The organism is Nocardia sp. NPDC003726 (assembly GCF_053586955.1).
The window spans coordinates 96,793-117,314 of the sequence record NZ_JBSFNF010000004.1 but is presented as its reverse complement, the minus strand read 5'-3'; the positions used below and the strand labels follow the sequence as shown (position 1 = coordinate 117,314).

18 protein-coding genes are annotated in these 20,522 nt (G+C 69.1%); 14 read left to right on the top strand and 4 right to left on the bottom strand.

The window, feature by feature from the left end:
• Nucleotides 1–106: 106 nt before the first annotated feature.
• The gene (locus ACWDMM_RS07230; protein ID WP_195078360.1) at nt 107–646 is read left to right on the top strand and encodes a potassium channel family protein; all 540 of its coding nucleotides are present in this window, start codon (nt 107–109) and stop codon (nt 644–646) included.
• A 9-nt stretch (nt 647–655) separates the two neighbouring features.
• Here ACWDMM_RS07230 and pgi read toward each other — a convergent pair whose 3' ends face one another.
• On the bottom strand, nt 656–2,293 hold the full coding sequence (gene pgi / locus ACWDMM_RS07225) for a glucose-6-phosphate isomerase (protein ID WP_449936441.1): 1,638 nt from the start codon (nt 2,291–2,293) through the stop codon (nt 656–658).
• A gap of 103 nt (nt 2,294–2,396) precedes the next feature.
• On the opposite strand from pgi, the gene ACWDMM_RS07220 reads away from it, so the two are divergent.
• Both ACWDMM_RS07220 and ACWDMM_RS07215 read left to right on the top strand, forming a co-directional pair.
• Nucleotides 2,397–3,854 carry an NAD-dependent succinate-semialdehyde dehydrogenase gene (locus ACWDMM_RS07220; protein WP_195078362.1) on the top strand — a complete coding sequence of 486 codons (1,458 nt, stop codon included), beginning with the start codon at nt 2,397–2,399 and terminating at the stop codon, nt 3,852–3,854.
• A 181-nt stretch (nt 3,855–4,035) separates the two neighbouring features.
• Nucleotides 4,036–5,244 (top strand): hypothetical protein, encoded by a 1,209-nt coding sequence (locus tag ACWDMM_RS07215; protein ID WP_357103868.1) that lies wholly within the window; start codon nt 4,036–4,038, stop codon nt 5,242–5,244.
• Nucleotides 5,245–5,352: 108 nt separating this feature from the next.
• Here ACWDMM_RS07215 and ACWDMM_RS07210 read toward each other — a convergent pair whose 3' ends face one another.
• The gene (locus ACWDMM_RS07210) at nt 5,353–5,646 is read right to left on the bottom strand and encodes a chorismate mutase (RefSeq protein ID WP_062977356.1); all 294 of its coding nucleotides are present in this window, start codon (nt 5,644–5,646) and stop codon (nt 5,353–5,355) included.
• 385 nt (nt 5,647–6,031) lie between these two features.
• On the opposite strand from ACWDMM_RS07210, the gene pcrA reads away from it, so the two are divergent.
• The 3 genes from pcrA (at nt 6,032) to ACWDMM_RS07195 (ending at nt 9,763) form a co-directional block, all read left to right on the top strand.
• Entirely contained in the window at nt 6,032–8,614 is a 2,583-nt protein-coding gene (gene pcrA, locus ACWDMM_RS07205) for a DNA helicase PcrA (protein ID WP_449936438.1), read from the top strand.
• 57 nt (nt 8,615–8,671) lie between these two features.
• Complete coding sequence (locus ACWDMM_RS07200) at nt 8,672–9,097, top strand: hypothetical protein (RefSeq protein WP_357208073.1); 426 nt, start codon at nt 8,672–8,674, stop codon at nt 9,095–9,097.
• A gap of 357 nt (nt 9,098–9,454) precedes the next feature.
• Nucleotides 9,455–9,763 carry a hypothetical protein gene (locus ACWDMM_RS07195; protein WP_449936435.1) on the top strand — a complete coding sequence of 103 codons (309 nt, stop codon included), beginning with the start codon at nt 9,455–9,457 and terminating at the stop codon, nt 9,761–9,763.
• A 72-nt stretch (nt 9,764–9,835) separates the two neighbouring features.
• On the opposite strand, the gene ACWDMM_RS07190 is transcribed toward ACWDMM_RS07195, so the two are convergent.
• The gene (locus tag ACWDMM_RS07190) at nt 9,836–11,053 is read right to left on the bottom strand and encodes a M23 family metallopeptidase (protein WP_195078368.1); all 1,218 of its coding nucleotides are present in this window, start codon (nt 11,051–11,053) and stop codon (nt 9,836–9,838) included.
• A 15-nt stretch (nt 11,054–11,068) separates the two neighbouring features.
• Between ACWDMM_RS07190 and ACWDMM_RS07185 the strand changes: the two genes are divergently transcribed.
• From ACWDMM_RS07185 to purH, 7 genes are all read left to right on the top strand, one after another.
• Nucleotides 11,069–11,197, top strand: a complete 129-nt coding sequence (locus ACWDMM_RS07185) for a hypothetical protein (RefSeq protein WP_323124150.1) — start codon at nt 11,069–11,071, stop codon at nt 11,195–11,197.
• A gap of 392 nt (nt 11,198–11,589) precedes the next feature.
• Nucleotides 11,590–12,756, top strand: a complete 1,167-nt coding sequence (gene sucC, locus ACWDMM_RS07180) for an ADP-forming succinate--CoA ligase subunit beta (protein ID WP_195078369.1) — start codon at nt 11,590–11,592, stop codon at nt 12,754–12,756.
• Nucleotides 12,757–12,781: 25 nt separating this feature from the next.
• Nucleotides 12,782–13,696 (top strand): succinate--CoA ligase subunit alpha, encoded by a 915-nt coding sequence (sucD, locus tag ACWDMM_RS07175; RefSeq protein ID WP_195078370.1) that lies wholly within the window; start codon nt 12,782–12,784, stop codon nt 13,694–13,696.
• Nucleotides 13,697–14,107: 411 nt separating this feature from the next.
• Nucleotides 14,108–15,190 (top strand): DUF5336 domain-containing protein, encoded by a 1,083-nt coding sequence (locus tag ACWDMM_RS07170; RefSeq protein ID WP_195078371.1) that lies wholly within the window; start codon nt 14,108–14,110, stop codon nt 15,188–15,190.
• Nucleotides 15,191–15,282: 92 nt separating this feature from the next.
• On the top strand, nt 15,283–16,773 hold the full coding sequence (locus ACWDMM_RS07165) for a cell division protein PerM (RefSeq protein WP_195078372.1): 1,491 nt from the start codon (nt 15,283–15,285) through the stop codon (nt 16,771–16,773).
• A 58-nt stretch (nt 16,774–16,831) separates the two neighbouring features.
• Nucleotides 16,832–17,488: a phosphoribosylglycinamide formyltransferase gene (gene purN / locus ACWDMM_RS07160; RefSeq protein WP_195078435.1), complete on the top strand. Its 657-nt coding sequence runs from the start codon at nt 16,832–16,834 to the stop codon at nt 17,486–17,488.
• Nucleotides 17,485–19,056 carry a bifunctional phosphoribosylaminoimidazolecarboxamide formyltransferase/IMP cyclohydrolase gene (purH, locus tag ACWDMM_RS07155; protein ID WP_195078373.1) on the top strand — a complete coding sequence of 524 codons (1,572 nt, stop codon included), beginning with the start codon at nt 17,485–17,487 and terminating at the stop codon, nt 19,054–19,056. The genes purN and purH overlap by 4 nt, the downstream gene beginning before the upstream one ends.
• 215 nt (nt 19,057–19,271) lie before the next feature.
• Here purH and ACWDMM_RS07150 read toward each other — a convergent pair whose 3' ends face one another.
• A complete protein-coding gene (locus ACWDMM_RS07150; protein WP_449936431.1) occupies nt 19,272–19,733 on the bottom strand; it encodes a hypothetical protein in 462 nt (153 codons plus the stop codon).
• A gap of 213 nt (nt 19,734–19,946) precedes the next feature.
• Here ACWDMM_RS07150 and ACWDMM_RS07145 point away from each other — a divergent pair, with 213 nt between their 5' ends.
• On the top strand, nt 19,947–20,522 hold the full coding sequence (locus ACWDMM_RS07145) for a LysM peptidoglycan-binding domain-containing protein (RefSeq protein ID WP_449936429.1): 576 nt from the start codon (nt 19,947–19,949) through the stop codon (nt 20,520–20,522).

The following is a 20,522-nucleotide window of genomic DNA, read 5'->3' as shown; positions in this document are numbered from 1 at the left end:
GCACCCGTTCGCGTGCCGGTCCCTGCCGCATCCGAGCGGGCGGGAACTTCGCATCGTCCGGCGCGTGTTGTGGCTCATGCGCTCTACCTGGCCCGATGATGGGAAAATGACGGAGAATCGCGCGGTCGGCAGGGCGTCGCGGGCACTGCACAACCTGTTCGCCGTGGTGTGCGCTCTGCTGTTCTACTACTTCCTGCCGCTGCAGGCCGTGCCGCTGGGCCGGTTGTCCGGCGTGCCGGCGTTGCTCGCGTTCGTCGTCGGCGTCGCGGGCCTGATCTGGCTGGCCCGGTGGCGGATCCGGCGGTACATCAGGGATCCGCGCGCGACCGTCGGGCGGATCAACGACGTGCTGCTCGTCGTCTGCGTCGTGGTGACGTTCTTCGCCCTCTACTACTACGTGCTCGAACTGCGCGCACCCGGCCAGTTCGAGGGTCTGCACACGCGGACCGACGCGCTCTACTACACGATGGTCACGCTGGGCACGGTCGGCTACGGTGACGTGCACGCGGTCGGAACCGCCGCCAAGGTGGCCACCATGGTGCAGGTCGCCTTCGACCTCGGCGTCATCGGCATCCTGATCGCGATATCGACCTCGCACATCATCCAGCAATTGGACCAGGCGCAGCGCGACCGTCCGACGGACTAGCGAACGAGATCAGCGGTTGGCGCGGTACCAGCGGATCAGCGAGTCGGTCGACGAGTCGTCTTGCGGTTCGTGCTCTTCCGCCGAGGTGAGCAGCGGCGCCAAAGCGAGCGCCTGCTGTTTGCCGAGCTCGACACCCCACTGGTCGAAACTGTCGATGCCCCAGATGGTGCCCTCCACGAACACCTGGTGCTCGTAGAGCGCGATCAGCTGACCGACCACCGACGGCGTGAGCCGCGGCGCGAGGATGGTGGTGGACGGACGGTTGCCCGGCATCACCTTGTGCGGCACGATCGCCGGATCGGTGCCCTCGGCGGCGATCTCCTGCGCGGTCTTGCCGAACGCGAGCACCTTGGTCTGCGCGAACAGGTTGCTCATCAGGATGTCGTGCATGCTGCCGGTGCCGTCGCTGGTCGCCAGATCGTCGGTGGGCTGCGCGAAGCCGATGAAGTCCGCCGGGATGAGGCGGGTGCCCTGATGCAGCAATTGGTAGAAGGCGTGCTGGCCGTTGGTGCCCGGTTCGCCCCAGAAGATCTCGCCGGTGGAGGTGGTGACCGGCGTGCCGTCGGCGCGGACCGACTTCCCGTTCGACTCCATCGTCAACTGCTGCAGGTAGGCGGGGAAGCGGGCCAGATCGTTCGAATACGGCAGCACCGCATGGGATTCCGCGCCGAAGAAGTTCGAGTACCAGACGCCGAGCAGGCCGAGCAGCACCGGGGCGTTCGCCTCCAGCGGCGCCTCGGCGAAGTGCCGGTCCACCGCGTGCATACCGGCGAGGAACTCCGCGAAGCGCTCCTTGCCGATGGTCGCCATCACCGAAAGGCCGATCGCCGACGCCACCGAGTAGCGTCCGCCGACCCAGTCCCAGAAACCGAACATGTTCTCGGTGTCGATCCCGAATTCCGCGACCCGCTCGGCATTGGTGGAGACCGCGACGAAGTGCTTGGCCACGGCGTCCTCGCCGAGCGCGGCGACCAGCCAGCGCCGGGCCGCGGTCGCGTTGGTGAGCGTCTCCAGGGTGGAGAAGGTCTTGGACGCGACGATGAACAGCGTGGTGGCCGGGTCCAGCCCGTCCAGCTTCGCGACCAGGTCGGCGGGATCGACGTTGGAGACGAATCGGGCGCCGATGCCGGCGTCCTCGTAGTGCCGCAGCGCTTGGTGCACCATGACCGGCCCCAGATCCGAGCCGCCGATGCCGATGTTCACCACCGTCGTGATGCGCTCGCCGGTCGCCCCCCGCCACGCGCCGGAGCGCAGCGCGTCGGTGAACTCGCCCATCCGCCGCAAGACCTCGTGCACCTCGGCGCCCGCGTCGACGCCGTCTATGATCATCGTCTCGCCTTCCGGCAGCCGCAGCGCGACGTGGCCGACCGCGCGGTCCTCCGAGGTGTTGATGTGCTCGCCGCGGAACATCGCGTCGCGCCGCTGCGGCACGCCCGCCTCGCGCGCCAATTCCACCAGCAAGTGCAGGGTTTCGCGGTTCACGCGGTGCTTGCTGTAGTCGATGTGCAGGTCCGCCACCTGGACGGTCAGCTCGCTGCCCCTGGCCGGGTCGTCGGCGAAGAACTCCCTCAGGTGTCGTCCAGCGACGGCGCCGTGGTGATCGTGCAGTTTCCGCCAGGCCGCCGTCGCGGTGATGTCGCTGCTCACGTTCGCCGAGAGTACAAGCAGGCGCCGCCGCGCGCACGGCTGCGGGCGCGGAGAGTCGGCCGGACCGCCGGAACTGTTCCCCCATCGGGCATAGGCTGGCGTCATGGTGTCCGAACGTGAACTTCTCGAATCCGTACCGAAGCAGTTGTGGATCGGAGGGCGGGCCGTCGACGCCACCGGCGCGGGCACCTTCCCGGTGCACAACCCGGCGACCGGGGAGGTGTTGGCGAACGTCGCGGACGCGACGCCGGAGGACGCGCTGCGCGCGCTCGACGCGGCCGTGGCGGTGCAGGACGAGTGGGCGGCCACGCCCGCGCGGGAGCGCGGGGAGATCCTGCGCGCGGTATTCGAGCAGATCACCGCCCGCGCGGAGGAGTTCGCCCTGCTGATGACCCTGGAAATGGGCAAGGCGCTGCCGGAGAGCCGCAACGAGGTGCGCTACGGCGCCGAGTTCTTCCGCTGGTTCAGCGAGGAGGCCGCCCGGGTGCACGGGCGCTATCTGCACGCCCCCTCCGGCACCGGCCGGATCATGGTGCACAAGCAGCCGGTCGGCCCGTGCCTGGCGATCACGCCGTGGAACTTCCCGCTCGCCATGGGCACGCGCAAGATCGGCCCCGCGCTGGCCGCGGGCTGCACGATGATCGTCAAGCCCGCCTCCGCGACGCCGCTGACCATGCTGCTGCTCGGCAAGCTGTGCAGCGAGGCAGGCCTGCCCGACGGCGTGCTGTCGGTGCTCACCTCCAGCCGCTCCGGCGCGGTGACCCAACCGCTGCTCGACGACTCCCGGCTGCGCAAACTCACCTTCACCGGTTCCACCGAGGTGGGCAAGAAGCTGGTGGAGAAATCCGCGAACCGGCTGCTGCGCACCTCGATGGAACTCGGCGGCAACGCGCCGTTCGTGGTGTTCGCCGACGCCGACGTCGACGCCGCGGTGCAGGGCGCGATGCTGGCGAAACTGCGCAACGGCGGCGAGGCGTGCACCGCCGCCAACCGCTTCCACGTGCACAACAGCGTGCTGGAGGAGTTCACCAGCAAACTGGTCGAGGCGATGTCGAGCAGCGTGCGGCTCGGGCCGGGCGCCGACCCGGACACCACGCTGGGCCCGCTGATCAACGAGGAGCAGCTGCGCACGGTCGGCGAGTTGGTCGACGACGCCGTCGAGAAGGGCGCGCAGGTGCTGATCGGCGGCAAGGCGCCCGACGGGCCCGGCTGGTTCTACCCGGCCACCGTGCTGCGCGACGTCCCGCCGCAAGCGCGGATCCTGCGCGAGGAGGTCTTCGGCCCGGTCGCGCCGATCGTCGGCTTCGACACCGAGGAAGAGGGGCTCGCCGCCGCCAACGACACGGAATTCGGGCTCGTCAGCTACGTCTACACGCGCGACCTCGAGCGCGCGCTACGGATCGCCGAGGGCCTGGAATCCGGCATGGTCGGCGTCAACCGCGGCGTCATCTCCGACCCCGCCGCCCCCTTCGGCGGCGTCAAGGAGTCCGGCTTCGGCCGGGAGGGCGGCACCGAGGGCATCGAGGAGTACCTGTCCACCAAGTACATCGCGCTTACGTGAGAGAGTGCCGCGGTACCGAACGCGATCGGTCGCGCACCTGAATCTGTCGGCGGCGATCGCCCACATCCCCATGCTTTCCGGGGGACGACTTCGTCGAGCTTCGACACTAGCCTCGACCTGGGGTCGGAGGAGGCGGCGAAGGGGCTGATCATGAGAAGGCGCGGGCGCCGGTGATGCCGGATTGAGCAACGGCATCGTCAGAGCCTTCTTGCGGGTCGTGGACGATCTGAAACGGCTGACCGAGAAGGGAGCCGAGGGCGTCGCGGACATGAAGACAGGCGCGGCCCGCGGTTCCCGGCACGTCATCGAGGCCCATACGCACGGCGACGCCGACGGTGACCTCGCGATCCGGCGTGCGGCAGGTGGCGATGCCGGTCCCAGGCGGGATTTGTGCCCCCCGCCGCCGGACCGAGCGTCGCTGAGCCGGGCCGGACAGCGACTCGAAGCCGACCTGAATCGACGTTTCGGCGAGAGAACACCGACCAACGAGGAATTGGGCGACTTCATAGCCAACCGTCGGCTGTCGCGGCTGGAGCAATACGCCCTCATCGACCGGAGAATCGAGGAAACGGCGGCTTCTCTCGGCCGGGACAGCGCCGAGGTACGCGAGCAGATGCGGCGTGAGCTGAAAGACGCGCTCGACGGGAAACCGCTCGCTATCCGCGTCCGCGACGACAAACTCCTGGCAATCCTCGAGGAAGGGCGGATCAGGGGCATTCGCAACCCCGCGGGCGTTCGCGCCCATGCCGAGGCCGAGTGGTTCGGCCCGCACGTCCACGACAACCCGCCCGTCTACGGCTACGTCGCCGTGGACGGAGTGCGACCGTCCCAAGACGGCATGATCGATGCGTTGTCGGAGCTGAACTACGGCGACAATCAGATCTACCTGAAGCCGGAGGTCCGGTCACGAACGACCATCACGTTCGGTGACTCGCTGGTGGAGAGGGAACTGGCGATACCCTCCCCCGTGGACAACCCTTCGGAATACTCCTATGGCGCCGGAGTGAACGGTATGGCTCCCATCGGCCGCGACTATCTCGGAGCGGACTTTCGCGCCGGCCATTTCTTCGAAGCCCAAATGTTCGATCTCACGACCGCGGACATAGATTTCATCGGGTTGCATCAGCCGCCCGGTGCGGCGTTGCGACAGGCGCTGGACGAATCGGGAATAGATTGGCGTGTTCTGACCAATCGCACGATCGCGGCCGAGGGCACCCCCGCGGAACGAGCGGCCGCGATCGAACGGACGAGTCAGGACCTCGAGTATCTTCGCCACGTTCATCCCGCCATTCGCTCGCATGCGGAACCTATCGAAGCCGAGCTGAGGGCCGACCTGCGTGTCCTGAACGATTCCACCGCAGGGCAGGCAACGGCCGCGGAACCCGGATAGCGTCGGTGGGCCGGCATGGGCGGACATGAAGCGACCGCCCCGGGGTGCAAGACACCCGGGGCGGCCTGTTCGGAAGCGACGGTCTCGCGAGCGCCGCGTGCTATCGGTTCAGTGGCCGAGGCGACCGCGGCCGAGGCGAAGCAGCAGCATGGCGAGGGTGTGGCCCTCCTGGCCGAGTTCGCTGAAGCGCTCCAGCACCTTCATCTCGCGGCTGTGCACCAGGCGCGGCCCGCCCGACGCCATGCGCGTCCGGCCGATGATCCGGGAAATCTCCGTCCGGCGCTTGATCGCGGCCAGGATCTCCGCGTCGAGACGGTCGATCTCCTTGCGGAGCTTGTCGATCTCGGCCTCGGTCTGCGGCAGCGCGGATTCGGACCCGGTCGTCGTGGCAGGGGTGCTCATCATTCATCTCCTCGTGTCAGAACTTCGATCGGCGCGTGCCGACGGCTCGTTACCGATCAGTTCTTTCACCGTGAAACAGACCTGGTGGGGCCTTGTATTGTCCCCCCAAGTAGGTGTGCTCAGGTACAGGCTCCGCGATCCCGGCGTTCGGCTGGCCGCCGAATCGGATGTCTTGCGAAAGCGCTGAGCATGTCGCCAGTGTGCCACGGGCTGGGGGGTATGCAAAACGGGTACGTTTGGCAATCGCGCGAGAATCGCTGGTCGTTTCACGCACCCTTCCCACCAGGGGGAGTTCACTCGCCGTTCAGTCGGCCGGGGCCGAACCGATACCGATGTCACCCGGGGCTTCATCTCTGTCGGTGGCCGCCGGTAGCGTGGATGGACGATGGACATCACGGTGGCTCCCAAGACGCAGGCCGGTCGGGTCGTGCACCCGGATCCGACATCGAAACCGCAGCTCGCCGGCGGTAAGGCAGCGGAGGCGGCGCAGCCTGCCGCCATTCCGGAGGCGCCGCCGACGGATGCCGAGCGCGAGCGGCAGCGTGTCGAGCGGGAACAGCGGCGCGCCGAGGAGGCCGAGCGCCTGCTCGACGGCCTGAATCCGCAGCAGCGCGCGGCGGTGGTGCACACCGGTTCCCCACTGCTCATCGTGGCGGGCGCGGGCTCGGGCAAGACGGCCGTGCTCACCCGTCGCATCGCCTACCTGCTGGCCGCCCGCGGCGTCACGCCGGGCCAGGTGCTGGCCATCACGTTCACCAACAAAGCCGCCGCGGAGATGCGGGAGCGGGTGACCGGGCTGGTCGGCCCCCGGGCGAACGCCATGTGGGTCTCCACCTTCCACTCCAGTTGCGTCCGCATCCTGCGTACCCAGGCGGCGCTGCTGCCCGGCCTGAACTCCAATTTCTCCATCTACGACGCGGACGATTCCCGCCGCCTGCTCACCATGATCAGCCGCGACCTGGACATCGACGCCAAGAAGTACTCGGCGCGGCTGCTGGCGACGGCGATCTCGAATCTGAAGAACGAACTCATCGACCCGGCCCGGGCCACCGCCGACGCGGAATCGGACGACACGGAGCTGCCCGGCCTGGTGGCGCGGGTCTACACCGAGTATCAACGCAGGCTGCGCTCGGCGAACGCGCTGGACTTCGACGATCTGATCGGCGAGACGGTGGCGCTGCTGCAGAACCACCCGCAGGTCGCCGAGTACTACCGCCGCCGGTTCCGGCACGTGCTGGTGGACGAGTACCAGGACACCAACCACGCGCAATACGTGCTGGTCCGCGAGCTGGTCGGCCACCACGCGGAAGACGCGGCGCAGGACCGGGTGCCGCCGAGCGAACTGTGCGTGGTGGGCGACGCAGATCAGTCCATCTACGCCTTCCGCGGCGCGACGATCCGCAATATCGAGGAGTTCGAGCGCGACTTCCCCGACGCGGAAACCATTCTGCTGGAGCAGAACTACCGCTCCACCCAGCACATCCTCTCCGCCGCCAACGCGGTGATCTCGCGCAACGAGAACCGGCGCGACAAGAAGCTGTGGACCGATTCCGGCGAGGGCGAGCTGATCACCGGCTACGTCGCCGACAACGAGCACGACGAGGCGTCGTTCGTCGCCCGCGAGATCGACCGGCTGGTCGACCAAGGCGATGCCAATTACGGCGATGTCGCGGTGTTCTACCGCACGAACAACAACTCCCGCGCGCTGGAAGAGATCTTCATCCGGATGGGCCTGCCTTACAAGGTGGTCGGCGGCGTCCGTTTCTACGAGCGCAAAGAGGTACGCGACGTGGTCGCCTACCTTCGCGTGCTGGAGAACCCCGACGACGCGGTGAGCATGCGCCGCATCCTGAACACCCCGCGCCGCGGCATCGGCGATCGGGCCGAAGCCTGCGTGGCGGTGCATGCCGAACAGCGCGGAATCGGTTTCGCCGCCGCCTTGCGCGACGCCGCAGAAGGCAAGGTGGCGCTGCTGAACACGCGCGCGCAGCGCGCCATCGCGGGCTTCCTCGAACTGCTCGACGACATCAGGGCCGCGGGCGAACAAGCGGAATCCGACTTTCCCGATGTGGGCAACGTCGTCGAGGCGGTGCTCGAGCGCACCGGCTATCGCGCCGAGCTGGAGGCTTCCGACGACCCGCAGGACGGCGCCCGGCTGGACAACCTCAACGAGTTGGTCAGTGTCGCACGGGAATTCAGCTCCGAGGCGCGCAACAACGCGGAGGCGGCCCGGCAGGAGGGGCTGTTGCCCGAGGTGGGCGAAGGCGAGCCGGATCCGGGTTCGCTCGCCGCGTTCCTGGAGCGCGTCTCGCTGGTGGCCGACACCGACCAGATTCCGGACGAGGGCTCCGGCGTGGTCACGATGATGACCCTGCACACCGCCAAGGGGCTGGAATTCCCGGTGGTGTTCGTGACCGGCTGGGAGGACGGGCAGTTCCCGCACATGCGGGCGCTCGGCGATCCGACCGAGCTGGCCGAGGAACGCCGCCTCGCCTACGTCGGCATCACCAGGGCCAGGCAGCGGCTGTATCTGACGCGCGCGGTGGTGCGTTCCGGCTGGGGCCAGCCGGTGTCGAACCCCGAATCGCGTTTTTTGCAGGAGATTCCGGGTCACCTCATCGACTGGCGCCGGCTCGAGCTCGCCGGTTCACCCGGAACGCGGGGTCTGCGACGGCGCGGCGACGACGACGGATTGGAACGGGACTGGACGCGCGGCGACGGATGGTCGGAGCCGCGGCCCGGCTTGCGTGATCGCGGACCGCGCAGGCCCGCTCCCGGCGGCGCGACCCGCAACAACACCAATCTGGTTCTCGCCGTGGGCGATCGGGTCAGCGACGACAAGTACGGTCTCGGCCGGGTGATCGCCGCCGAGGGCTTCGGGCCACTGGCCACCGTGACCATCGACTTCGGCACCGCGGGCAAGATCCGGTTGATCCCGCAGTACAGCCGCACGCTGGTCAAGCTGTGAGCCGCGCGGGCCTTTGGACCCTGCCCGCATCCGCCGCGCGCCGGTAGGGTCCGCGACGTGGATACGATCGCACAGCATCTCCTGTGGTTCCTGCCCATGCTCTGGCTCGGCATGGTGCTGGCCATCTCCTTCCTGGAAGCGCCCCTGAAGTTCCGCGCCCCCGGCGTCACACTGCCGCTGGGTCTCGGCATCGGCCGCTTGGTGTTCCGCGCGCTCAACACCGTCGAAGCAGTGCTCGCGGCACTGCTGGTACTCGCGGCCCTGATCGTCGCCCCCGGCACCGCGACCTGGGTGTGGCTCGGCATCGCCGCAGTAGTGCTGGCCGTCCAAATCGTGGCGGTTCGCCCGCCACTGTCCCGCCGGTCCGATCGCGTACTGGCCGGCGAGGATCTGCCGCGCTCCCACGCGCACTACTGGTACATCGGCTTGGAGGTCGTCAAGGTCGCCGCGCTGATCGGCCTCGCGATCGCGGCAGCGCCGTAGACGTGGCTGGTTCGCACCTGCGGCCGACGTGGTCGCACACGTCGATCACCACCGCGCGAGCCGCCAGCCGCGATGGGCGGACACTCCCGCCACCGACCCCTTCGGCCTCCTGAGCCACGGCTCCGGCTACGGCGTAGTCCCGCCCTCGCCGAAGCGGCCGTAACTCGGGACGGCGGCCGACTCGGACCGGATGTGGCGGCATTGCTCACGATCGCAGTCGCACGCTGCCACGCCGAAACCGGCGACCACAGTCGAGCACTGGCCGCTCTGCGCACCGCTGAACCCCACATAACTCCTGACCTGACCAGCGAACAGCCCCGCTGGGTGTCGATGTGGTGCCCCAACAAGGGGACGGTTGTGGACCAGACCGCAAAGACGTTCCTCGCCCTAGGCGACCTCGCCAATGCCGCACGTTGTTACGAGCTGGCCACCACCATCTGGGATCGCGAGACGCACGCCCGTGTGTGGGCGCTCAGCGCTGCTGAAACCGGGCTGCTGCGCTGGAAACTCGGCAAGCACACCGACGCTGTCGACATGTGGCGCACCGCCGTACCCGCTCTGCACGCCGTGAAATCCGCGCGTGCCACCACTGCCTTGGGCAAAGTTCGTCGCACGGCCCCCGAACTGTTCAAGGACACCGGCCCTACCGGCATCCCTGCCATGTGAGGCCGTTCCGCCCACCGTATCGCGATCGGCCGTCGCTGGATGCGGGTCAGCGATGTGCGGACGGCTGCCGTTTCAGTCGCGCTGCGGGCCCAGGCTGATGCCGCGGGTGGCGAGCCAGGGCAGCGGATCGACCTTGTCGGTGCCGTTCAGCCAGACCTCGAAGTGGCAGTGCGGGCCGGTGGAGAACCCGCGGTTGCCGATGGTGGCGATCTGGTCACCGGCGAGCACCCGCTGGCCCGCCGACACCGTGGCGGTGTCGATGTGGCCGTAGATGGTGATGGTGCCGTCGTCGTGCAGCAGGCGGACCCACATGCCGAAGCCCGACGCGGGACCGGCCTCGATCACGGTGCCGTCGGCGACGGCGTAGATCGGGGTGCCGATCGGGCCCGCGATATCGATGCCGAGGTGCTGCACGCCCCAGCGGGCGCCGAAGCCGGACGTGAAAGTGCCTGCGGCGAACCTGCTGAAGAGCGGCCGCAGCTTCGACGCCTCCTGGGCGGCGAGGTCTTCGGCGTACTTCTGGCCCTTCTGCAGAATGTCGTTGAACTGATCGAGGTTGGCCGGCGCGGAAACGCTCAGCACCTGGGGGGAGTCCGGCGAGGCCGTCGGATCGGCCACGTTCATCGACTGGGCGGCGATCTCGTGGATCTGCCCCGCGGCTTCGTAGTCGACCGCTTGCGACGGCTGCTCGGGCGAGGCGAACGCGGCCTGCCCGGCCGCTACCACGGCGCCGGCGGCGACGGCCGCCACCGCGGCGCGCCCCTTCAGCGCGGCGGGCGGCGCTGCCACCCGATGCGCGCCACCGCGCTTGTTCGCCGCGCGGCGCGCCGGGATGACGGTCGGGAGAGCGGGTGCGCTCGGCTCTTCGGGCTCGGGCTCGGTGGTCTCGGTCGCCCAGGACTCCTCGGGAGCCCAGCAGCCGGTGTCGGACACCCAGGACCGCTCGTCGGGCGCCCAGGTCTCCTCTTCGGCCCACGCCTCGCCGGAGTTCCAGGCGGCGCCATCGGACCAGGCCTCTTGCTGCGTCCAATTCTGTTGCGCCCACGCGTTGTTCGTGGCCCAGGAGTTGTCCGCGGCCGCGTTCGCGTAGGCCGATTGGTCGTAGCCACCGTCGTGGACGGGCTGCTCGGCCTCGAAGCCGTATCCGGCATCGGCGGGCTGGAAGTCGTACTCGCCCTGCGGAGCCTCGTAGGAGGCGTAGCTCGCCGGGGCGAACGGCTCGTCATCGGGGCGGTAACGATGTCCCGTCCGCGAGCGATCGGTGAGAGCGAAAGTGGAGCTGTGGTTCATCGGCGGTGCCACATCGTGAAGCTGGTGGAACTCGAATGCCGCCTGACCAGCGGCGTCGATCGGTCGAATGCGGAGCGGCTCTCCGTCTGCGGAGCGCTGTGCTGCGTCAAACTTGCCGTCCTCCTAGTCGTGACCGTGTTGTGACATCGACCGCAATGACGGTAACGAAACGATTGAGCCGCGACAAGCGATGCGCAGGGTTCGTAACAAACATGTGAGATTCATCACTCTTCTTCCTCGGAATATCTCACTGCGGTATGGGCATCCCGGAGAGGTCGATCAACGACGATTTGTAGTAGACGGCGCCGTCGCCCTCGGGCGCCCGCTCTACCTGGCGCGCCGCCAGCAACCTACTCGCCAGTAGCGTTGGCCAGCGGTTTTGCCGCTCCGGACGTTGCTCCGTGACCTGCGCCACTTAGGATGAACGTGGCCGATTGGCCCTCCATGTGACTGGTTAGAGTCCGACCCGACCCGCTTCCGACGTCGGGCCGCCAACAAAGACGTTGTCATCACAACGCAGACGAGACGGTGAGTACATGGATCTCTTCGAATATCAGGCGAAGGAGCTCTTCGTTAAGCACGGAGTGCCTTCGTCCGAGGGCCGCGTCACGGACACGGCCGAGGACGCCCGCGCCATCGCGGCGGAAATCGGCAAGCCGGTGATGATCAAGGCCCAGGTGAAGGCCGGTGGCCGCGGCAAGGCCGGTGGCGTCAAGTACGCCGCGACCCCGGACGACGCGCTCACGCACGCGCAGAACATCATCGGCCTGGACATCAAGGGCCACATCACCAAGAAGATCCTGGTGGCCGAGGCCAAGGACATCGCGGAGGAGTACTACATCTCCTTCCTGCTGGACCGGGCCAACCGGACCTACCTGGCCATGTGCTCGGTCGAGGGCGGCATGGAGATCGAAGAGGTCGCCGCCACCAAGCCGGAGCGGCTTGCGAAGGTTCCCGTCGACGCGGTCAAGGGCGTCGACCTGGCGTTCGCGCGTTCGATCGCCGAGCAGGGCCACCTGCCCGCCGACGTGCTGGACGCCGCGGCCGTGACCATCCAGAAGCTGTGGGAGGTCTTCGTCGCCGAGGACGCCACCCTGGTCGAGGTCAACCCGCTGGTGCGCACTCCGCAGGACGAGATCCTCGCGCTGGACGGCAAGGTCACCCTGGACGAGAACGCCGGATTCCGCCACCCGGAGCACGAGGCGTTCGCCGACAAGGACGCGACCGACCCGCTCGAGCTGAAGGCCAAGGAGAACGACCTCAACTACGTCAAGCTCGACGGCGAGGTCGGCATCATCGGCAACGGCGCGGGCCTGGTCATGTCCACCCTGGACGTCGTCGCCTACGCGGGCGAGGGCCACGGCGGCGTGAAGCCGGCCAACTTCCTGGACATCGGCGGCGGCGCCTCGGCCGAGGTGATGGCGGCGGGTCTGGACGTCATCCTGAACGACAACCAGGTCAAGAGCGTGTTCGTCAACGTGTTCGGCGGCATCACCGCGTGTGACGCGGTCGCCAACGGCATCGTGAAGGCGCTGGAGATCCTGGGCGACGAGGCCAACAAGCCGCTGGTCGTCCGCCTGGACGGCAACCGCGTCGAGGAGGGTCGCAAGATCCTGGCCGACGCCAACCACCCGCTGGTGACGCTGGCGCAGACAATGGACGAAGGCGCCGACAAGGCCGCCGAACTGGCAGCCGCCCGATAACGACGGCCGAGTAAGGACGAAAAGAATGTCTATCTTCCTGAACAAGGACTCCAAGGTCATCGTCCAGGGCATCACCGGCGGCGAGGGCACCAAGCACACCGCGCTGATGCTGAAGGCGGGCACCCAGATCGTGGGCGGTGTGAACGCGCGCAAGGCGGGCACCACCGTCGCGCACACCGACAAGGACGGCAACGCGGTCGAGCTGCCGGTCTTCGGCACCGTCGCCGAGGCCATCAAGGAGACCGGCGCAGACGTGTCCATCGCGTTCGTGCCGCCGAAGTTCGCCAAGGACGCCATCATCGAGGCCATCGACGCGGAGATCCCGCTGCTGGTGGTCATCACCGAGGGCATCCCGGTGCAGGACACCGCCTACGCGTGGGCCTACAACGTGGAGAAGGGCAACAAGACCCGGATCATCGGCCCGAACTGCCCCGGCATCATCACCCCCGGCGAGTCGCTGGTCGGCATCACCCCCGCCAACATCACCGGCAAGGGCCCGATCGGCCTGGTCTCCAAGTCGGGCACGCTGACCTACCAGATGATGTACGAGCTGCGCGACTTCGGCTTCTCGACCTCCATCGGCATCGGCGGCGACCCGGTCATCGGCACCACCCACATCGACGCCATCGAGGCGTTCGAGAAGGACCCGGAGACCCAGCTGATCGTGATGATCGGCGAGATCGGCGGCGACGCCGAGGAGCGCGCCGCGGCCTACATCAAGGCCAACGTCACCAAGCCGGTCGTCGGCTACGTGGCGGGCTTCACCGCCCCCGAGGGCAAGACGATGGGCCACGCGGGCGCCATCGTGTCCGGCTCGTCGGGCACCGCCCAGGCGAAGAAGGACGCGCTGGAGGCCGCGGGCGTGAAGGTCGGCAAGACGCCGTCCGAGACCGCCGCGCTGGCCCGCGAGATCCTGGAGAAGGCCAGCATCAGCGCCTGATCTCCCACCGTGCACGAAGGCCGCCTCCGAGTTCGGGGGGCGGCCTTCGTCATGTGTGGCGGTGGGCTCAGGCTTGGGCAGAAGCCGAGCGTCCTGACCGGCCACTCGTGGTTCTCCTCGTCAGCCATCACGACGCAGCCGGGCGGATGGTTCATCGGATCGTCACCCGGAATTCCCCGCCGTTGAGAATCCGTGTGGTGTGAAAAGCGCCATCGCGGGCAACAGTTTCAATGAGCGGTAGGTGGTCTCGCTAGGAACTCCGCGCCGGACACCGGCCGCGACCTGCCGGAACGCGGGCGAACCCGTCTCTTCCGGCCGTCGCGGCGGGATGACCCGAGCGAGGGAGTGCAGTAGCGTCAGAAGTAATCCAGCCGTGAAGACCATGTACGACTCGATTTAGGAGACGACGACATGTCCTACCCGACCGGGGGCTCCGGGTACACCACACCCTCGCCCTCAGCGCCATCCAGCCAGAGCCCGGCCGCGGGTGGTGCCACTTCAGGTTCGAGCGCTACCGGTTCCGATGCCAAAGGTCTGCCGTTCTTCCTGGTGGTCGGCGTAGCGGCGCTCGGCGTGATCAACTTCCTGCTCGGCTTCCTGCCATTCCTCGGCAGCAAGCCGATCGATTTCGGCGGCACCAGGGTCAGCGGTGCGGAGACGCGCAACGCCTTCGAGGTGGCGTCCGGCTCGCCGCTACTGGGCCTGCTGCTGCTCGGCGGCCTGCTCGCCGCGCTGTCGCTGCTGCCCAAGCAGAACTGGACCGGCGCGGCCGCGGCGGTTTCGACCGCTGGCTTCGTCGCGCTGCTGTTCCAGTCGTTCAACTTCGGTGCGGGCAGCGAGCTGAAGGCGGGTGCGTACGTCCTGCTGGTGCTGTCGTTCGTGCAGGCGGCGGTGGCGATCGCCGCGACGCTGTTCGAGGTGGGCATCATCAAGGCGCCCGCACCGCGTCCGGCCGCCGCGCCGGGCGGGTTCGGCCAGGGCGGCTACGGCCAGCAGGCGTCGTTCGGGCAAGGGCAGCCGTCCTACGGGCAGCCGGGCCAGCAGCCCGGCTACGGCGCGAGTTCCTACGGGCAGGGCGGGTACGGCACGCAGTCCGCGCCGCCGCAATTCCCCTCCCAGCAAGGGCAGCCGTCGCCTTACGGGCAGAGCCAGCCGGGCTACGGACAAAGCCAGCCGGGCCAGGCGTACGGACAGCCGCAGTCGCCCTACGGGCAGAGCCAGCCGACCACGGCCTACGGCGCGCAGCAGCAGCCGGGTTCGCCCTATGGCGCGCAGCCGCGTCCGGACGAGAGCGTGACCCAGCACTTCGGGGGCCAGCAGCAGTCCGGCCAGCAGTCGCCCTACGGTTCGCCCAGCTACGGCCAGCAGCAGGGCCAGCAGGCCCAGCAGGGCCAGCAGAGCCAGCAGAGCGGTCCGTTCGGCGGCGAGCAGAGCGGCGACCCGTCCTCGGACGCCACTCAGGCGTTCCGCCCCTCGGACGACAAGAACAAGTAGCGAACTCGGCGGACTCCTCCCCGGTGCGGCGATCGCGTGCCAGCGGCGCGCCTGACCCGTTCGCGCCGGGGAGGATGCCACGCTGAAATGTCATGAGCTCCTCCAGAAACTCCTCGGCCCGCCGGATCGGCGGGCCGCGCTCGTCGCAGCCGCACCCCGACGCGGACGAAGCCGGGTTTCTGTCCCTCACCCCGGAGCGCTCCAGAGTCCTCATCGCCGTCGCGGGCCGCCCGTCCGCGTTCGGGCTGACCACCCTGGTCGTCCTCGTGCTCGCCACGCTGCTGGCGGCGGGCAGCGATCTGGACGGCGCGTCCGGCGCGATCGCCGCCTCCTGGCTGGGCGTGCACCAGGTTTCGCTGGTGATCGGCAAGACCTCGCTCGGATTGCTCCCGCTGTTGCCCACCGGATTGCTGGTGTGGCTGGCCGCGCGGGAATGCGCGCGCGCCGTGGAACCCGAATGCACCCGCGCGGATCTCGGGTGGATCGTCGGGGCCGCGGTGGGCGGTCCGCTGCTGGTCACGTCCGTCTGCCTCGCGGTCACCGAGGATGCTTCCGGCGTCTTCGCGCTGCAACCGCCCAACACCCTCGCCGCGTTCGCGTGGGTGGCCGCGTTGTATCTGCTGGCCGCCGCGATCGGCATCGCCGTCCGGCTGCGGCGCGAGCTGTTCGTGGTGCTGCGCTTGCCCGATTGGGCGGTCTCCGGCCTCTACGGCGCGGGCCGGTCCGTGCTGCGCCTGCTGGGTTGCGCGACCGCGGTGGTGGTGGTGTCCTTCCTCGCGCACGTGTCGCGGCTCGGCGATATGTATCAATCGGCGGGCAATGCCGGGGGCGTCCTCGGCCTGACGCTGCTCTCGGTGGCCTATCTGCCGAACCTGGTGATCCACACTGTCGGTGTGCTGGTCGGTTCCAGCGCGCAGATCGGCGTCGCCTCCTTCGGGGTGTTCGCCGTCGTGGGCGGCCCGATCCCGGCCTTTCCGTTGCTCGCCGCGGTGCCGACCGGTCCGGCTGCGGGATGGTGGCCGGTGTTGCTGCTGATCCCCGCTGCGGTCGGCGTGCTCGGCGGGCTGGACATCGCGCGCACCTCCACCGACCGGATCGGCGCACCGTGGGCCACGCTCGTCTCCGCCGCGCTCGCCGCGCTCGCGCTGACCGTGGCGGGCGCGGTCGCTGGCGGCGAACTCGGCGAGGTGGGCAGGGTCGGCCTGCGACTGCCGATCTTCGCGCTGGTCACGTTCGCCTGGCTCGCGATTCCCGGCTACGCGGGCCTGGTGTTCGCCCGCTGGTTCCTGGTGCCGGTCGGCGTTCCACCGGCCGACTACACCGATCCCTACGACGACTACCGCGACGAGGACGATTACGACGACTACTACGCGGCGGACGACGGCGACTATTACGAGGACGACGACTACTACGACGACTACGACCGGCCCGAGCTGGAAGGCCCGCTGGACGCCGAGCTCGTCGACGAGCCGCCCGCGATCGAGACCGGCGTCCGCCGCCACGAGCACGGCGCGGGCGACATCGTCGACGCCGAGGTGGTCGAGGCGGACCTGCCGGACAGTGACCGGGTGGACGGTCGTTAGGCTCTAACCCGGCGGTGCCGCATCCGTCCGCCATCCGACCGATCAGGGGAGTAGAGCGCTGACGTCCCAGCCTGCCTCGTGGAAGCCCGTGACGACGCCGGCCACCGTTGTCGTCCTGGCGTCGGGCACCGGTTCGCTGCTGCACGCCCTGCTGGAGGCCACGGCCGAGCCCGGCTATCCGGCGCAGGTCGTCGCGGTCGGCGTCGACCGGCTCTGCGCGGCGACCGCCCACGCAGACGCCGCGGGCGTACCGCATTTCCGGGTGGCGCTGAAAGACTTTCCCGACCGCGCCGCGTGGGACGCCGAACTCACCGACGCGGTCGCCGCGCACCAGCCGGATCTGGTGGTGTCGGCGGGCTTCATGAAGTTGCTCGGCCCCGCGTTCCTGGACCGGTTCGGCGGCCGGATCATCAACACCCACCCCGCCCTGCTGCCCGCGTTCCCCGGCGCGCACGGCGTGCGCGACGCGCTCGCCTACGGAGCGCGGGTCACCGGCTGCACCGTGCACCTGGTCGACGAGGGCGTGGACACCGGGCCGATCCTGGCGCAGGAGGCGGTGCCGGTGCTGCCGGGTGACGACGAGGCCACCCTGCACGAGCGCATCAAGATTGTCGAGCGACGGTTGCTGGCGGAGGTCGTCGCCGCCGTCGCGACGCGAGGCATTGTCTCCGACGGACGAAAGGCAGTTATCCCAGATGAGCGAGTTCTCCGGTGAGTGAACGCAAGCCGATCAGCAGGGCGCTGGTGAGCGTCTACGACAAGACGGGTCTCGTGGAGCTCGCGACCGGTCTGCACGCGGCGGGCATCGAGCTGGTCTCGACCGGGTCCACCGCGGGCAGGATCGCGGACGCGGGCATCCCGGTGACCAAGGTCGAGGACCTGACCGGGTTCCCGGAGACCCTCGACGGCCGGGTCAAGACGCTGCACCCGCGGGTGCACGCGGGCATCCTGGCCGACTCGCGCAAGCAGGAGCACGTCGACCAGCTGGTCGAGCTCGGCGTCGAGGCGTTCCAGCTGGTGGTGGTGAACCTGTACCCGTTCACCCAGACCGTGGCGAGCGGGGCGACCCCCGACGAGTGCGTGGAGCAGATCGATATCGGCGGGCCGTCCATGGTGCGCGCCGCGGCGAAGAACCACCCGTCGGTGGCGGTGGTCGTGGACAGCGGCGACTACGACGACGTGCTCGCCGCGGTGAAGTCCGGCGGCTTCACCTTGGCCGAGCGAACGGCACTGGCGGCCAAGGCTTTCCAGCACACCGCGAGTTATGACGTGGCGGTCGCGAGCTGGATGACCGACGTGCTGAGCGCGGGCGACACGGCCGAGGACGCGGCGACCCGGTTCCCCGAGTGGCTCGGCGGCACTTGGGAGCGCTCGGCGGTGTTGCGCTACGGCGAGAACCCGCATCAGTCCGCCGCCCTGTACGTCAACGGCGACGGCAAGCTCGGGCTGGCGCAGGCGCGGCAGTTGCACGGCAAGGAGATGTCGTACAACAACTACGTCGACGCCGACGCGGCCTGGCGCGCCGCCTACGATCACGAGGCCCCGGCCGTGGCGATCATCAAGCACGCCAACCCGTGCGGCATCGCGCTGGGCGCCGACATCGCCGAGGCGCACCGCAAGGCGCACGCCTGCGATCCGGTGAGCGCGTACGGCGGGGTGATCGCGGCGAACCGCGAGGTCACCGTGGAGCTGGCCGAGCAGGTCGCCGAGATCTTCACCGAGGTGATCGTCGCGCCGTCCTACGCCGACGGCGCGGTGGAGGTGTTGCAGCGCAAGAAGAACGTGCGCATCCTCGTCGCCGAGCCGCCGGCGCGCGCTGGCGCGGAACTGCGCCCGATCAGCGGCGGCGTCCTGCTGCAACAGCGCGACGTGCTGGACGCGCCGGGCGACGACCCGGCCCACTGGACGCTGGCCGCGGGCGAGGCCGCCGACGCGGAGACGCTCGCCGACCTGGCGTTCGCCTGGCGCGCTTGCCGGGCGGTGAAGTCCAACGCCATCCTGCTCGCGCACGACGGCGCTTCGGTCGGCGTCGGCATGGGCCAGGTCAATCGCGTGGACGCGGTCGGCCTCGCGGTCCAGCGGGCGGGGGACCGGGCCAAGGGGTCGGTGGCGGCCTCCGATGCCTACTTCCCGTTCCCGGACGGTCCGCAGACCCTGATCCAGGCCGGTGTCCGCGCCATCGTGCAGCCCGGCGGCTCGGTGCGCGACCGGGAGACCATCGACGTCGCCCGCGAGGCGGGTGTGACCCTCTATCTCACCGGGGCTCGCCACTTCGCCCACTGAGGACGGCAGTTCGCCGAACGCCGCGCCGGATCGAGGATTCGGCGCGGCGTTCTTCGTTCGCTTTCCAACGGTGTCGCGCGGTCCGGCAAGGTTTCGGGCGGCTGGCAACCGTGCCGAGGTGAGGCCGTGTTCTTCGTGCCGACGCCCATCGCAAGTCGACAGCTATCCGGTTGCGGACGGGGGAGTATGGGCAGGCCCGCCGTGCGCGCGGCGTCCTAGACCGCGCTGAGCACGGTGCGGTTGCCGAGCGGTTCCTTCAGCGGCAGCTCGAGGGTGCCGAACACCGCGATCATCGCGCACATCCGGCCGACCGCCTCGGCGCGGCTGCCGGAGCGCAGTTCCACCGTGACCGTCGACGCGGTCTCGGTGACCGTGGCGTCCACGCCGTAGCACTCCGGCGACCCGGTTTCGAAGTTCACGGCTATCTTGTTGTCTCCCAGTCGAGTCCACGATCGGAAGGGGATCGGGTGCGCGCCGACGATGGCCGGGTCCGCGGTGAATTCGTTGCCCTGGTTCCCGCGTGGGTCCTCGGTCGGCGTGCTGGGCGCCGCGGACGTGGCGGCGCTCGTGCTCGGCGTCTTCGTTCCGTCGTCCGAGCCGCCGCAGCTCGCGGCGGCGAGACAGGCGAGCACTACGGCGACAGCTGTGGCGGCGCGTCCGGCCTGGATCCGATCCATACCGATCACCCTAGTCTCGGCGGCGGTTCACGGAGTTCGCCGCGGGTGGATGGTGCACTGGGACGAACCCCACAGTGAACGTTCCGCGAACCGTGCGCGTAATAGCTCCCAAAACCGTTCGAGCCCAGTAAGTTCTGCGGGGACGCGCGCCGAAACCGTTGCGGCGCTCGTCATGTCGGATGCTCTACCAGCTTTTTCCGGAAAGGAACCAACGTGGTCGACACGCTGCGCGTAGGCGAAGAACTCGGACGGGGTCAGTCCCTCCAGGGCGGGGCTTACACCCTCACCCTGCAGGAGGACGGCAATCTGGTGCTGTCCGAGCCGGGCGGGAATGTGGTGTGGGCCACCCAGACGCACGACCAGGGCGTGGAGCGGGCCGTGCTGCAGGACGACGGCAACTTCGTCCTCTACAAGAGCGACGGCGCCGCGTGGGCGACCGAGACCAACGGTCAGGCCGCCGACCGCCTGGTCGTGCAGGCGGACCGCAACGTCGTGCTGTACGGCAACGACGGCAGCGCGCTGTGGGCCTCCGGCACCAACACCGACACTCCGCTGCCGGCCCCGGAGCCGGAACCGGTGCAGGAGGAGCAGCCCGCGGCTCCGGCCGCCGAGGAGGTCCCGCCTCCGCCGCCCGCGCCGCGCACCTACACCGTCGAGCCGGGCGACACCCTGTGGGCCATCGCCGAGCGCTTCTACGGCGACGGCAACCGCTACCAGGAGATCGCCGATGCCAGCGGCATCCCGAACCCGGACGCGATCAACCCCGGCCAGGTGCTGACCATCCCGTGA

Excerpts from the sequence above, each read along its gene's own strand:
- ACWDMM_RS07165 (WP_195078372.1), top strand. The coding sequence starts at position 15,283 with ATGAGCTCCTCCAGAAACTCCTCGGCCCGCCGGATCGGCGGGCCGCGC.
- ACWDMM_RS07190 (WP_195078368.1), bottom strand. The coding sequence starts at position 11,053 with ATGAACCACAGCTCCACTTTCGCTCTCACCGATCGCTCGCGGACGGGA.
- ACWDMM_RS07150 (WP_449936431.1), bottom strand. The coding sequence starts at position 19,733 with ATGGATCGGATCCAGGCCGGACGCGCCGCCACAGCTGTCGCCGTAGTG.
- ACWDMM_RS07220 (WP_195078362.1), top strand. The coding sequence starts at position 2,397 with ATGGTGTCCGAACGTGAACTTCTCGAATCCGTACCGAAGCAGTTGTGG.
- pcrA (WP_449936438.1), top strand. The coding sequence starts at position 6,032 with ATGGACATCACGGTGGCTCCCAAGACGCAGGCCGGTCGGGTCGTGCAC.
- ACWDMM_RS07210 (WP_062977356.1), bottom strand. The coding sequence starts at position 5,646 with ATGAGCACCCCTGCCACGACGACCGGGTCCGAATCCGCGCTGCCGCAG.
- sucD (WP_195078370.1), top strand. The coding sequence starts at position 12,782 with ATGTCTATCTTCCTGAACAAGGACTCCAAGGTCATCGTCCAGGGCATC.
- ACWDMM_RS07230 (WP_195078360.1), top strand. The coding sequence starts at position 107 with ATGACGGAGAATCGCGCGGTCGGCAGGGCGTCGCGGGCACTGCACAAC.
- sucC (WP_195078369.1), top strand. The coding sequence starts at position 11,590 with ATGGATCTCTTCGAATATCAGGCGAAGGAGCTCTTCGTTAAGCACGGA.
- ACWDMM_RS07170 (WP_195078371.1), top strand. The coding sequence starts at position 14,108 with ATGTCCTACCCGACCGGGGGCTCCGGGTACACCACACCCTCGCCCTCA.